Below are 13,413 nucleotides of genomic sequence, written 5' to 3' on the forward strand. Positions count from 1 at the left end.
GACTGGCGCCGCGGCGCTCGCCGCACCCGGTGCGCCATATCGCACGGTCACCATGAGCGGCGCGGCGCTGCCGACGGCGCCCACGGGCGAGCCCGCGCTGATCTTGCGATCCATTCGGGGCAACGAGACCCTCTCGGAGATCTATTCCTACGCGATCGACTGCTACACGCCGCTCGAATCAGTCGTGCCGCAGAAGGTGGCGGCGAACCTGGACTTGAAATCGATGATCGGCAAGGAGCTGACCGTATCCATCGAACTCGAAGGGATGGGGAGTCACGTGCCCGGTGCGAGCGGGACCACCGGTGCGAACAACATCGGTGCGGGCACGCGGGAAATCAGCGGCATCGTCACGCAAGCGCATTTCGCCGGCCAATCCGATCGGCAGAGCTTCTACAAGTTGGTGCTCAAGCCCTGGGCGTCGCTGCTGGAGCAGCGTACGGACTTCAGGATTTTCCAAAGCAAGACAGTCGTGGAGATCGTCGAGGAGGTGTTCGAGAGCTACATGTACTCGTACGAGACGCGCCTCTCCGAACAATATCCTGTATTGGATTATCAGGTTCAGTACGGCGAGACCGATTTCCATTTCGTTCAGCGCTTGATGGCCGAGCACGGCATTTATTGGTTCTTCGAGCACAGCAACGGCTTCCACCGCATGGTCCTGGTCGACCAGGTCGGCGCGCACAAGCCTGTCGAGAGCGCAGCTTATAAAACGCTCTGGTACTTTCCGCCAGGGCACAGGACGGATGCCGAGTACATCGAACACTTCGACCTGAATGGAAGCCTGCAATCCGGACGCTGGACCACCAATGACTTCGACTTCAAGAAGCCTCGGGCAGCGCTGATTGCGCAAAACGAGCTGCCTCAGAACACGGCGCACAACGATCTCGAACGCTACGAATGGCCTGGCGATTACACCGACCCGGCATGCGGCGCGCGGTTTGCGCGCTTGCGCATGGAAGCAGTGCGGGCGCAAGGCGATCGCGCCAGCGGCTCGGGCAATGTGCGCGATATCGTCTGCGGCACGACGTTCAACCTCGAAGGCTTTCCGCATGAGGCGGCCAATCGGGAATACCTCGTGATCACTTCGTCGCTTTCGGCTTCGGAGGCGAACCAGGCGAGTGGCTCGGGCAAGTACACATTCATGTCCTCGTTCGTCGTGCAGCCGGCGACGACGGTGTTTCGACCGCCGCGCGACCGGTATCCGAAGCCGCGCACGAGTGGTCCGCAGACCGCCATTGTGACGGGGCCGCCGGGACAGGAGATCTGGACCGATCAGTACGGGCGAGTGAAGCTGGGTTTTCACTGGGATCGCTCGGGGGTGAGGGATCAGAGTTCGTCATGCTGGGTACGCGTGTCCTATCCCTGGACCGGAGCGAACTTTGGCTCGATCAATATCCCGCGCATCGGAACGGAAGTCATCGTCGACTTCGAGAATGGCGATCCCGATCGTCCGATCGTGATCGGACGGGTCTACAACGCGGAGTCGATGCCGCCCTGGACGCTTCCCGACAACGCGACGCAAAGCGGAGTACTGACTCGATCGACAAAAAACGGCGGATACGACAATGCAAACGCCCTTCGTTTCGAAGACCGCAAGGGCGAGGAGGAAATCTGGTTGCATGCAGAGAAGGATCAGCGCATCGAGGTGGAACACGACGAGAGTCACCGGGTCGGGAACGACCGGAAAAAGTCGATCGACGGCAACGAAACCGTCGCGGTCAATAAGAACCGGACAGAGACGGTCGCGCTGAACGAAACGATTGCCGTAGGCATGAACAGAACCGAGGCCGTTGGCATGAACGAAACGGTGGTAGTCGGACTCAACCGGATGATTACGACCGGTGTCAGTCAGGAAGTCCAGGTGGGCATCAATGCGGCCTTCACCGTGGGGGCAATGCGAACGGAATCGGTTGGTGGCAACTACCAGTTGACAGTAGGTTCGGATTGGACGAGTCAGGTTGGCAACGGGCATACCCATACCGTTCAGCAAAAGCTGGCAGTGAATGCGGGAAAGATGCTCAACGTGCAATCAGGCGGAACGGCCAGCTATGCCGCAAAGGACAAGCTGACCCTCCAGTGCGGGCAGGCTTCCATCACGCTGGAAAGCAATGGAAACGTCACGATCAACGGCACGATGGTCGCTGTTCAGGGCGCGCAGCATGTGAGCGTCAGTGGCGCGGTGGTGGACATCAACTGATCAGCTAAAGGCTTTCGGGACAACAAGTACGTCCCGGACAGACATACAGAGTAACTTGATGCAGTTCCTGAACCTGACGCCCTTCGACACGTTGTGCTTTGACGGGCTGGACCTATCGGATGAAGCATTCCGTGTCGTCGTGATGAAGGTCGGTTACCAGATATTGCCGACGAGCATTCCGGGAAACTTCATCGTCGAGACCTCGAAAGAACCCGCCTCGCTTTGCTTTCGCGACGACTACTACGGCGCAGTGAACGAAAGCAGCGTTCGGGAAGAAAGTGATCTCGCGCCCTACAAGCCGCGCTGTGACGTGCTTCTTCGCGGCAACACTTATGCTCCGCATGGCAAGACTACAACTCACTGGGACGCGCGGATCAGAGTCAGTTCACCCCAATCTTCGTTGCAGACGGCATCGAAAATCTACCAGCTTTATGAAAGGCTCAAGCTGAAACCTTGTGTGGATGCGCGCTACGCGGAGCGCTGGACCATTCCCGTGGCGGTCCGCGATCCATCGCCCGGCTTCATTGGTTCGCACCGGGTCTTGTTGGACAAGACATTGCAGATCACCGGCGCACGCGAGTTTTACCGTCATGCGGACGGCTGGCGCCTGAGTGCGTCTCAAGCGACGACGCAAGTCCCCTTGCGATGGGAGCATGTCTTTGGCGGAACCAGCGCGGTGCGTAACCCTCGGCATGCTCACGATTCGAACGAGCCCGAGTTCCTGCTGAACGAGGTCTGTTACAGCAATCCACTCGGTTGTGGGTGGATCGAGGAGCGCAAGTTCGGTGCGCTGCGCAAGGCGGGGCTGGCTCAACTGGAGCGAACGCCTGCGCCCCAGATCACATATCCGAAGCGATCAATGTCGCGGCCGGTCGTAATCCGGCATCCAGAACAGATCGACGCCACGAACCCGGATGAGTTCATTCGCGTCGCGCAAGATTACGGCGAGCTTCCTGCCGGATTCGGCATCGTCGGGCGGTCCTGGGCGCCACGGCTGCAGATGGCGGGCACCTATGACGGAAGATGGCGAAGTGAACGTTGGCCCCTGCTGCCCGACGACTTCGATTTCGGCTACTGGAACTGCGCTCCAAGGGATCAGCAAATCGAGGCATTTCCTCCTGACGCGCGTATCGAGCTATGGAATCTGGCGACTCCGGATCTGACCCGGGACGGTTATCTTTGCCTCGATCTGCCAAGTGACTGGCCGCTCATATTCCTGCATTGCGACGATGGCCTGTGTCTGCCGCTACCCATGAAGACAGACACGGTAATGATCGACACGGACGCCATGACACTGACGCTCACGCATCGTTTTCAGTTCGTCAATAGCGTCGGCGTCGAGCGCCTTGAAGTGCGGCTGCGTCGGTTACCTGATACGGAATTGCAACGTGCTTAGAGGCATTCCTTACTTGCCGATCAAAGAACGGATAAATATTCTGGATACCGTAATATGGCCACGGAACTCATTGCTCGTCGGGACGGCGCGTGGCTGATCGTCAGCCTCGCGCCGGATGTATGTCTGACACCGCTGGGAAGCATCCCTGTCCCGGTCCCATACCAGGTCGTTGCATCCTTGCAGACTGCGGAGCTTGCCACGACGAACGTAAACGTCAATGGGAACCCGGTTGTCGTCTTCGATACGACTTTCGTTCCGACTACGCAAGGAGATGAGGCGGGCACGCTTGGCGGCGTCAAAACCGGGACTACTGCATCGAAGACTCGACCGCTGCTGCATAGCACCACGGTGAACTTCCAGGGAAAGGCAATCGTCCGCGCTAATGATGTGTTCTGGATGAACGGGCCCTAGCATCAAATGACGAGAAAGCCGGTCTTGGTCGTCTCCGGGCAAGTGGCAATCGAGCAGAAAGGGGCCGTCGCTGGCACGCAACCTGTGCAGGAAACGCGTCGGAGAGATCAGTGCGAATCAATGGTGAAGATCTGAATCGTGTCACGTACCAAATGGACGCCGCAGCAGGTCCAGCAATGGGCCAACTCGAATAGTTCGAGCAATGGCTCGAGCGGGGGCTCAGGCAACAATCCGGGAAATACCATTGGCAATCCAGCGGTTGGTCCGACAATCAACAGCGGGCCGATCGGCACGTATGGCCTTCACAAGGGCGTCAACCTCAAAGCCACCGATCCGGAATGGAAGGAGCATTTTCACGAGGTCATGGACATGTTCGGCAATATTCCGGTCATCGGCACACTTTTCAATGGCATCAACGCGGGGGTGTACATCGCCGAGGGGAATGCTGCAGGTGCGGCAGAGGCGCTGGCCAATACGATCATGGATCTGCTCCCCGGCGGGGGCGAGGTGGCCTCCTCGGTAAAGGTGGCTGAGGACGTCGGCAAGCTGGCGGAGAAATCAGGCGTCAAGCTTGCCGAGGGCGAAGCGCAAAAGGTGGGCGAGCGGGTCGCCGAGAAGCAGGCTGAGAAGCAGGCTCAGAAGCAGGGCGAAAAGCAGGGGGAAAAGGAAGCTGAAAAGCAAGGCGGCCAGGACGGCGGCAAGGCCGTCAAGGAACCGGTGCAAGCGTGCAGGAACAGCCACGGTGTGGGCCATCCGGTCAACCCGGTGACGGGCGCCAAGTTTCTGAGCGCAGGCGAGGATCTGGACTTTGAACTGCCAGCCAGACTGCCGCTGCCATGGCAGCGCAGCTATTTCTCGGATCTCGCGATTGATGTGGGACTGGGGCAGGGATGGACGCTGCCGTTCTCGCAGTCCCTGAAACGGGTGGGCGACACGTTGACGCTCGTCGACGCGCAAGGTCACAACATTCGTTTGCCCATGCCCGGGGCCGGAGATCCCCGGTTTGTCATGGGCACCGGGTATCGTGTTTGTGGCGAAGCGAATGGCCGCTATCGTGTCACGTCCGCGAATAGCAGCATGCATTATCTGTTCGGGCCCGTGACAGTTAGCGTAGATGATCCTGTCGGCCGGCGCGCCTGTCATCTTCCCCTCCTGGGCATCGAGGACCGCCACGGCAACCACGTTCGTCTCCTTTATGACGATGCTGTTCTGCCCGTGTCCATCCACGATTCGTCCGGCCGCGTCCTGGAACTGCAGTACGAGGCATTGCCGATACCCGATAGCACAGCCGTTTGGCGATTGCAGTGCGTGACACTCGGAACGAAAGTGCTGGTTTCGTACGAATACTCGCGCGAGGGCGATTTGATCCGCGTACGAGATTCCGAGGGGCGGGCGACGCGAGAATATCGATACATCAATCACATCCTGACCGAGCACAGTCAGCCCGGAGCGCTGATTGCGCGCTATGAGTACGATCTCCATACGCCGCAAGGCAGAGTACTGCGCATCGATACCAATCTGATGCAGACCTGGCAATTCCGATATCTGCAAGGAAAGACGGAAGTGACGGATCCGATGGGACAGACGAGTTGCTATCTGTTCAACGATCAGCTGGCAATCGTGGGCCATGTGGACGCGGCGGGTAACGAAACGAAGTTCGACGTCGACGCGAGCGGGCAAACGGTAAGGTCTGTCGACTCCTGCGGCCGGATGCGTGATGCCACGTATGACCGATGGGGAAACAGGACGTCCCTGATGGATGCGGCCGGTGAGCGCGTCGAGATTCAGCATCACCCTCTATGGCAACGGCCAGTGGCCGTAACCGATCCGCTGGGCACTACTACCCGCTACGAATACGACGCCTCCGGAAACCTGAGTCGCGCGACGAACGCGTTAGGGCACGTCACCACGTTCGGCTATGACAGTCGCGGCGCCTTGACCCGGATTACGGACGCACAAGGGAAGCGGCGACGACTCGAATACGACGAGCGCGGACAACTGATTGCCTATACAGACTGTGCGGACCAAACCACCCGCTATGGCTGGGACGAATATGGTCGTCTGCGGTTCGTGACGAATGCCATCGGCGAGACGACGCGTCACTGGTACGACCTGAGAGGACGTCTGCTCAAGATTCAGCATCCTGATGGCAGCAGTGCCGAGTTGACCCGCGACGCTCATGGTCGCGTGGTCAGCTATACCGATCCGCTCGGCGCCACCACGCGGTGGGAGCGATCCGCGGACGGACGACCCGTGGTCCGCATCGATGCACTCGGGCATCGCGTGCATTACAGATATGACGCCGCGCGCCGACTGACGGAGCTGATCAACGAAAACGGAGCGCGTTACCAGTTCGCCTACGATGCTGTCGGCCGTCTGATCGAGGAAGTCGGATTCGACGGGCGGTTGGTCCGTTATCGCTATGACCCGTCGGGATATCCGAGCGAAAAGCTGGACTTCGGTGCGCGGCGGTGTTCCAGCATCGGCCATTGCGACGGCGATGCGGAAATACGCACCCGGTATGAACGGGACCGCGCGGGGCGGATTGTGGCTACGGTGAGAACTCGCGCACGAGACGAGCGGGTAGAGCGTACTACCTGGCGATACGACGCGGCAGGCCGGTTGATCGAGGCGTGCAACGATTGTTCCCGCCTTGAGCGAATCTTCGATGCCGTCGGACAACTGGTCACCGAAACCGTTCATGTATTGGGCCGTTCGCTGAAGCTGGACTATCACCACGACGAGTTGGGCAACCATATCGCCACGACGCTGCCTGACGGGCGCCAGATCCAATATTTGCATTACGGTCCGGGCCATGTGCACCGAATCAGCATCGACCACGAGGTAATCAGCGAAATCGAGCGTGACGCGCTGCATCGGGAGGTGAGTCGTACGCAAGGAGGTCTCATCAGTCGCTATCGCTACGATTGTCGGGCGCGACTTCTTGACCAACAGACGTTCGCTGGGTCTGCGTCCGGACATGAGGCAACGCTGCTTGTGTCACGTGCATATCGCTATGACCGCGCCGGAAATCTCTGCGAGATGACCGATCTGCAATCCGGCGTGCATCGGTATGCATACGACTTGCTTGGGCGACTGATCCAGTCGGACCGTCAGTGTTTTCATTTCGATCCCGCTCATAACCTGCTTGGCGCACGGGCCGCCTCTCCTGTCATCGACAACCGTGTCACGGAGTCTGGACGAAATCGGTACGTCCACGATACATACGGCAACGTCATCGAAAAGATTTGTGGCGCACATGCGCATATTCATTTCGACCATTCCTTGAATCACCAGATCGAGCGTGCACGGATTCACCGGAGTAACGGTGAGAAGGAGATCGTGGAATACGGATACGATGCACTCGGCCGGCGTCTGTTCAAAAGGGACGCTGCAGCCATCACATTCTTCGTCTGGGAATCCAATCGCCTTTTGAGCGAGATACGTGAAGATCAAACGTATGTCTACCTGCATGCGCCCAATAGCTTTGCGCCGCTTGCGCAGGTCAGGACTTGCGATCGCGCCGATGTCGGGGAGGCTCGCCGGACCTCCGTTCTTTACTACCATACGGACCAGGCCGGCATGCCGCTAGAGATGACCGACATCGATGGGCGCGTGCAATGGCGGGCACGATCCATGGCTTGGGGAAACATTGCGGAAACGGAGGGCACGGAAGACGCTTGCGCCTTTCGGCCGCCCGACGCGCGGGCAGCGCACATGCATCAACCTCTTCGGTTTCAAGGGCAGTACTTCGATGCCGAGACGGGCCTGCACTACAACCAGTATCGCTACTACGACCCGGATGCCGGGCGCTTCGTGACTCCGGACCCTATAGGACTGCTCGGCGGCATGAACCTGTACGCGTATCCGCCCAACCCGGGACGATGGATCGACCCGATGGGACTGCAGGGAGTGAACCTGAATCTGGCGGGTCCGCTGGTTGCCGGCTGGAGCTCGTTGATTAATCACGGTACAAATATCTTCTCCGTGTTGTCGCATGGAAATCCCATGGGCGTCACTGGTGAGACGATCGGCGATTACATCAGTGCGTCGGAGATGGCCCACATGATCAGAAACTCGCCGGGCTTTCGGGCAGACCAGACTATCTGGCTTATTGCCTGTTATGCCGGCGCTGAAAGGGATCTCGCCAATCCTCATGACACGTCGTATGGCCAGGAGCTGGCCAATGAAACTGGCCAGACGGTAATAGCGCCAACAGGTCCCGCCATACCACGCCAACTCGGCAACACGGCGTATCTGGAGCTTCCGCCAGGCGTGCAATGGCTTACCTTTCATCCGCATACCTATACGCTGACCGTGTTATAGGCGAGTGTTCGTGTCATCGAATGCCTGTTTGAGGGGCGCGGCTCAAGGGTTACGAGATCGATGCCACGAGCATTGCCGAATGCCTCAGAGGAGTGCGGCTGTACGTGATTCTGCCTGGCACTGAATGGGGGAAGCCCACCATCACACGCGCTATTTCCCCAGCCGCTCAGCGAGCGAATAGCGCCGCATGCAGCGCTCCATGCTGTCGAGAAACGCGTGATCGGCCGCGTTCATCTTCCGGTCGCGATGCCAGAGCAGATGTACGTCGACATCCATGAGCCCTTCCTCGGGCGGCAGGCGCCACAGCCTCTGCTGCGCGATGTCGTCGCGTACGATGTGCTCCGGCAGGCAGCCCACGCCGTAGCCCGCGAAGATCAACCGGCGTACTTCCTCGAGACTCGGTGACGAAGCGACGATGCGGCCCGTGAACCCCTTTTGATCGCGAAACACGGTGAGCGGGGAAAGACTGTCGCCGATCTGATCGCTCGTGAACGATACGAAGTTCTCGGCGAGCAGATCGTCCATCGTCAGCGACGCCTTCCCGAACAGGCGGTGATGCCGCCCGCAGAAAATCGCATAACGTTGCCTCAGAAAGCAGCGCATCTCGAGCTTCTCGTGCGGCGTGCGGCACAGGCTGAGCCCCGCCGTGGCCGTCTTCTGCAACAGCGACGAGATGATGTCCGACGAACGCATCACCTCGATCTGCAAATCGATGCGCGGATACGCGCAATGAAAATCCGCCAGGAATTCGTCATACACAGGCGACTCGATGCGGCTGATCGTGAGCAGACGGATCGAGCCGCTAATGTCCTCCGTGCGGTCGTCGAGTTCGGTCTCGAGGCGCGAGATATTGCCGTAGATGTCGCTTGCAATCCGATAGACCTCTTCGCCGGCCTGCGTCGGCGCGAAATACGGGCCGCGCCGCTCGATCAATTTGCGCTCCAGCGTTTCCTCGAGCCGGCGCAACGCCTGGCTCACGGCCGGCTGCGTCACGTACAGACGCGCGGCGGCGCGGCTCAGGCTGCGCTCCTGCATGATGACCAGGTACGTGCGCAGCAGGTTCCAGTCGAGCCGGTCATTCAGAAAGCGGGCGATGTCCGTGCGCATGCGTACTCCTCGAAGCCTCGTGCGGCAGCCTTGCCGCGCAACTATTAGCTGAATTTATGCGTTGAATAATAACTCGAAATTTGACTAATGTTTTATGGCTGACGATAAAGACGCGTATCGAATGTCATCGCACACGACGTGCATCGGAGCCAGCATGAGCCAAGCCATCGTCACTACCCGTCAGCCGGGACGCGCCGCGACTGCGGCCTTCATCGGCACGATGATCGAGTGGTACGACTTCTACATCTACGCGACCGCCGCGGCGCTCGTTTTCGGCGAGCTCTACTTTCCGTCCAGCGACCGCTTCGTGAGCACGATGGCGTCGTTCGCGACGTTCGCCGTGGGCTTTTTCGCGCGGCCGCTGGGCGGCATCGTGTTCGGGCATCTCGGCGACCGCATCGGCCGCAAGAAGGCGCTGATGACCACGCTGATGATGATGGGCGTCGCGACCGTCGGCGTCGGCTTGCTGCCCGAGTACTCGAAGGTCGGCATGCTCGCGCCCGCGCTGCTGGTTCTGCTGCGCGTCGTGCAAGGCATCGCGGTCGGCGGGGAGTGGGGCGGGGCGGTGCTGATGGCGGGCGAACATGCGCCGCAAGGACGCCGCACGTTCTTCGCGTCGTTCGCGCAGCTCGGCAGTCCGGCCGGGCTGATTCTGTCGCTGATCGCGTTTCGGGCGGTCACCTCGATGGACAAGGCCGACTTCATGTCGTGGGGCTGGCGCGTGCCGTTTCTCGCGAGCGCGGTGCTGTTGATCGTCGGCATCGTGATTCGTCTCGGCGTGAACGAATCGCCGGAATTCGAGCGCGTGAAGGAGTCGAACCGCACGGCCAAGCTGCCGATCGTCGAAGTGTTCCGTTCGGCGTGGGGCCTCGTGCTGCTGTGCATCGGCGCGAACACGATCGGCATCGCGGGCGTGTACTTCACGAACACGTTCATGATCGCGTACACGACGCAATACGTCGGCGTGACGCGCTCGCTGATTCTCGATTGCCTCTTCGCCGTCGCGATCATCCAGCTTCTCTCGCAGCCGCTCGCCGCCTGGCTCGCGGAGCGCATGGGCGGCGCACGCTTCCTGAAGCTCGCCGCGCTGCTCGCGATGATCTCGCCGTATCCGATGTTCGTGCTCGTGCAAAGCGGCGCGGCCGTGCCGATGGTGATCGGCATCGCGATCGCGGTGGTCTGCATGGCGAGCTTCTACTCGGTGATCGCGGGCTTCGTCTCCGGCGTGTTTCCGACGCGCGTGCGCTACTCGGGCATCTCGCTCGCCTATCAGGTATGCGGCGCGATCGCGGGCGGGCTCACGCCGCTCGTCGGCACGTGGCTCGCGCATCGCTATACGGGCCAATGGTGGCCGCTCGCCGTCTTCTATACGTGCCTTGCGGGCATCTCGCTCCTGTGCATCGTGGCGCTCGATGCGCGTCGTGCGAGGCATGCGGAACATGCCGAATCCGTCGGCGCGATGTGAGGCGAACTTCAAGACTGGACGAACGAGACAGACACATGAAAAACCTGTTGCAAATCGATGGCGCGCGGCTCTGGCAGAGCCTTATGGACATGGCCCGAATCGGCGCGACGGCGAAGGGCGGCGTGCGGCGCCTCGCGCTCACGGACGAAGACACGCGCGGCCGCGACCTGTTCGCGCAATGGTGCCGCGAGGCGGGCATGACGGTGAGCGTCGATGAAATCGGCAATCTGTTTGCGCGCCGCGAAGGCACGCGGAAGGATGCGGCGCCCGTGCTGATCGGCAGCCACCTCGACACGCAGCCCGAGGGAGGACGTTTCGACGGCGTGTATGGCGTGCTCGCCGCGCTCGAGCTGGTGCGCGCATTGAACGATGCGAACCTCGCGACGGAGAAGCCCGTCGAGATCGTCTCGTGGACGAATGAGGAGGGCGCGCGCTTCACGCCGGCGATGCTCGGCTCGGCGGTGTTCACCGGCATCACTTCACTGGAGGAAGCGCTGCTCAAGAAAGACGCGGAGGGCATCACGCTCGCCGACGCATTGAGGCAAAGCGGCTATCGCGGCACGCGCGCCGTGAACGGCCAGGCCGTCGATGCATATTTCGAGGCGCACATCGAACAAGGGCCCGTGCTCGAAGCGAACGGCACGACGATCGGCGTGGTGACGGGCGGACAGTCGATCCGCTGGCTCGACGTGACGGTGACCGGTGTCGCCGCGCACGCCGGCACGACGCCGATGCCGTATCGCAAGGATGCGTATTTCGCGGCGGCGCAGATGGCGGGGGAGCTGGAGCACATCGTCGAACGTCATGCGCCGCGCGGGCTCGTGACGATCGGGCGGGTTGGAATTGCGAATGCTTCGCGCAATACGATCGCGGGACAGGTGACGTTCACCGTGGATCTGCGTCATCACGAGGACGGCGCAGTCGATGCGATGGAACGCGATCTGCGCGACGCGTTTGCTCGCGTGGCGAATGCGCGTGGCGTGAAGGTGTCGGTCGAGACGTATTGGCGCAGTCCCGCGACGCCTTTCGATGCGGATTGCGTCACACTGGTGGCGAAGGCCGTCGATGCGTTGGGTTATTCGAACGAGCGCATCGTCAGCGGCGCGGGTCACGATGCGATTCATCTCGCGCGTTATTGCCCCACGGCGATGGTATTCATTCCGTGCGTCGACGGGCTTTCCCACAACGAAGCCGAAGACGCGTTGCCTGAAGACGTCACGCGCGGCGCAAACGTGCTGCTGAATGCGGTGCTCGCACGCGCGGGCGTCGCGGCTACCGTGGATGCGCAATAAGGGAGTCTCGATGAAAACGTTCTTTCACCCCGAACAACTGCTGCATCATCCGCGCACTTATCTGTCGCGCGGGCAAATGCGTACGCCGCAGGAAGTGCCCGAGCGCGCGGCGCGTCTCGTTGCCGCCGCGAAGTCGCTGGATTTCGATGTCATCGAGCCGAAAGATCACGGCACGACTGCGATCGCCGCCGTGCATGACATGAACTATCTGCGCTTTCTCGAGGAAGCACATCGCGAGTGGAAGAAGATGCCCGACGACTGGGGCGATGAAGTGATGTCGAATATCTATGTGCGCGATCCCAATCCGTTGCGCGGGATTCTCGCGAAGGCGGCGCGGCATCTTGCGGATGGCAGTTGTCCGGTTGGCGCGAATACGTGGCGTTCGGCTTACTGGTCGGCGCAGAGCGCGCTGGCTTCAGCTGCTGCGGTCAACGATGGCGCGTGTGAAACCTATGCGTTGTGCCGTCCGCCGGGACATCACGCGCGCACCGATGCAGCGGGCGGGTTCTGCTATCTGAACAATGCGGCGATCGCGGCGCAGGCGCTGCGCAGCAAGTTCGGGCGCGTCGTGATTCTCGACACCGACATGCATCACGGTCAGGGCGTGCAGGAAATTTTTTACGGGCGCGACGACGTGCTCTACATTTCGATTCACGGCGATCCGACCAACTTCTATCCCGTGGTAGCGGGTTACGAGGACGAGCGCGGCACGGGCGCGGGCGACGGCTTCAACGTCAATCTGCCGATGCCGCACGGGTCGTCGGAGGCGGTGTTCTTCGAGAAGCTCGACGATGCGCTGGGCGTGCTGAAGCGGTTCGAGCCGGATGCGCTCGTGCTGGCGCTTGGCTTCGACATCTACAAGGACGATCCGCAAGCGCAGGTCGCGGTGACGACCGATGGGTTCGGGCGACTCGGCGAGACGATCGGTGCGCTGGGCTTGCCTTCGGTCATCGTGCAGGAAGGCGGTTATCACCTCGAGAGTCTCGAGGCGAACGCACGGGCGTTCTTTGGCGGCTTTTCGAGCAAGCGCGGCTGATTACCCGGTTCGCCTCGCCGTAACGGCGGCATCAACGGGATGCAGTCCTTCGGCAACACTGCCATCGGCCTTCGGATCGCGCGAGGGAGTCGAGGGGCCGATGTCTTTCGGCTCGCGCGCGCTGGTGTCGTAGAGGCGGTCCGGAATGAACAAGGTGCAGATGCCGCTCAGAAAGAACACCGC

8 protein-coding genes and 1 pseudogene are annotated in these 13,413 nt (G+C 60.9%); 7 read left to right on the forward strand and 2 right to left on the reverse strand.

Going from position 1 to position 13,413, the window contains the following annotated elements; all coding sequences use genetic code 11:
- The first annotated feature begins 52 nt into the window (after positions 1 to 52).
- From AWB83_RS28875 to AWB83_RS28890, 4 genes are all read left to right on the forward strand, one after another.
- A complete protein-coding gene (locus tag AWB83_RS28875; RefSeq protein ID WP_244197922.1) occupies positions 53 to 2,197 on the forward strand; it encodes a type VI secretion system Vgr family protein in 2,145 nt (714 codons plus the stop codon).
- 58 nt (positions 2,198 to 2,255) lie between these two features.
- A complete protein-coding gene (locus tag AWB83_RS28880; protein WP_087049040.1) occupies positions 2,256 to 3,593 on the forward strand; it encodes a DUF2169 family type VI secretion system accessory protein in 1,338 nt (445 codons plus the stop codon).
- A 54-nt stretch (positions 3,594 to 3,647) separates the two neighbouring features.
- Positions 3,648 to 4,004, forward strand: coding sequence for a DUF4150 domain-containing protein (locus AWB83_RS28885; protein ID WP_087049041.1), 357 nt, complete (start codon positions 3,648 to 3,650; stop codon positions 4,002 to 4,004).
- A 138-nt stretch (positions 4,005 to 4,142) separates the two neighbouring features.
- The gene (locus AWB83_RS28890) at positions 4,143 to 8,330 is read left to right on the forward strand and encodes an RHS repeat-associated core domain-containing protein (RefSeq protein ID WP_143750122.1); all 4,188 of its coding nucleotides are present in this window, start codon (positions 4,143 to 4,145) and stop codon (positions 8,328 to 8,330) included.
- A 150-nt stretch (positions 8,331 to 8,480) separates the two neighbouring features.
- Here the strand turns inward: AWB83_RS28890 and AWB83_RS28895 are convergent, their stop codons facing one another.
- Positions 8,481 to 9,437 carry a LysR family transcriptional regulator gene (locus AWB83_RS28895; RefSeq protein ID WP_087049043.1) on the reverse strand — a complete coding sequence of 319 codons (957 nt, stop codon included), beginning with the start codon at positions 9,435 to 9,437 and terminating at the stop codon, positions 8,481 to 8,483.
- A gap of 154 nt (positions 9,438 to 9,591) precedes the next feature.
- Between AWB83_RS28895 and AWB83_RS28900 the strand changes: the two genes are divergently transcribed.
- From AWB83_RS28900 to AWB83_RS28910, 3 genes are read left to right on the forward strand one after another with little or no spacing between them, the layout of a single operon-like run.
- Positions 9,592 to 10,902, forward strand: a complete 1,311-nt coding sequence (locus AWB83_RS28900) for an MFS transporter (protein ID WP_087049044.1) — start codon at positions 9,592 to 9,594, stop codon at positions 10,900 to 10,902.
- A 35-nt stretch (positions 10,903 to 10,937) separates the two neighbouring features.
- On the forward strand, positions 10,938 to 12,194 hold the full coding sequence (locus AWB83_RS28905; protein ID WP_087049045.1) for a Zn-dependent hydrolase: 1,257 nt from the start codon (positions 10,938 to 10,940) through the stop codon (positions 12,192 to 12,194).
- Positions 12,195 to 12,204: 10 nt separating this feature from the next.
- Positions 12,205 to 13,230 carry a histone deacetylase family protein gene (locus AWB83_RS28910; RefSeq protein ID WP_087049056.1) on the forward strand — a complete coding sequence of 342 codons (1,026 nt, stop codon included), beginning with the start codon at positions 12,205 to 12,207 and terminating at the stop codon, positions 13,228 to 13,230.
- Here the strand turns inward: AWB83_RS28910 and AWB83_RS28915 are convergent.
- Positions 13,231 to 13,413, reverse strand: a pseudogene (locus AWB83_RS28915) (hypothetical protein); the annotation flags it as partial. It abuts the gene before it with no gap.

The organism is Caballeronia ptereochthonis (assembly GCF_001545075.1).
GTDB lineage: Bacteria > Pseudomonadota > Gammaproteobacteria > Burkholderiales > Burkholderiaceae > Caballeronia > Caballeronia ptereochthonis.

Excerpts from the sequence above, each read along its gene's own strand:
- AWB83_RS28885 (WP_087049041.1), top strand. The coding sequence starts at position 3,648 with ATGGCCACGGAACTCATTGCTCGTCGGGACGGCGCGTGGCTGATCGTC.
- AWB83_RS28900 (WP_087049044.1), top strand. The coding sequence starts at position 9,592 with ATGAGCCAAGCCATCGTCACTACCCGTCAGCCGGGACGCGCCGCGACT.
- AWB83_RS28895 (WP_087049043.1), bottom strand. The coding sequence starts at position 9,437 with ATGCGCACGGACATCGCCCGCTTTCTGAATGACCGGCTCGACTGGAAC.
- AWB83_RS28875 (WP_244197922.1), top strand. The coding sequence starts at position 53 with ATGAGCGGCGCGGCGCTGCCGACGGCGCCCACGGGCGAGCCCGCGCTG.
- AWB83_RS28905 (WP_087049045.1), top strand. The coding sequence starts at position 10,938 with ATGAAAAACCTGTTGCAAATCGATGGCGCGCGGCTCTGGCAGAGCCTT.
- AWB83_RS28910 (WP_087049056.1), top strand. The coding sequence starts at position 12,205 with ATGAAAACGTTCTTTCACCCCGAACAACTGCTGCATCATCCGCGCACT.
- AWB83_RS28880 (WP_087049040.1), top strand. The coding sequence starts at position 2,256 with ATGCAGTTCCTGAACCTGACGCCCTTCGACACGTTGTGCTTTGACGGG.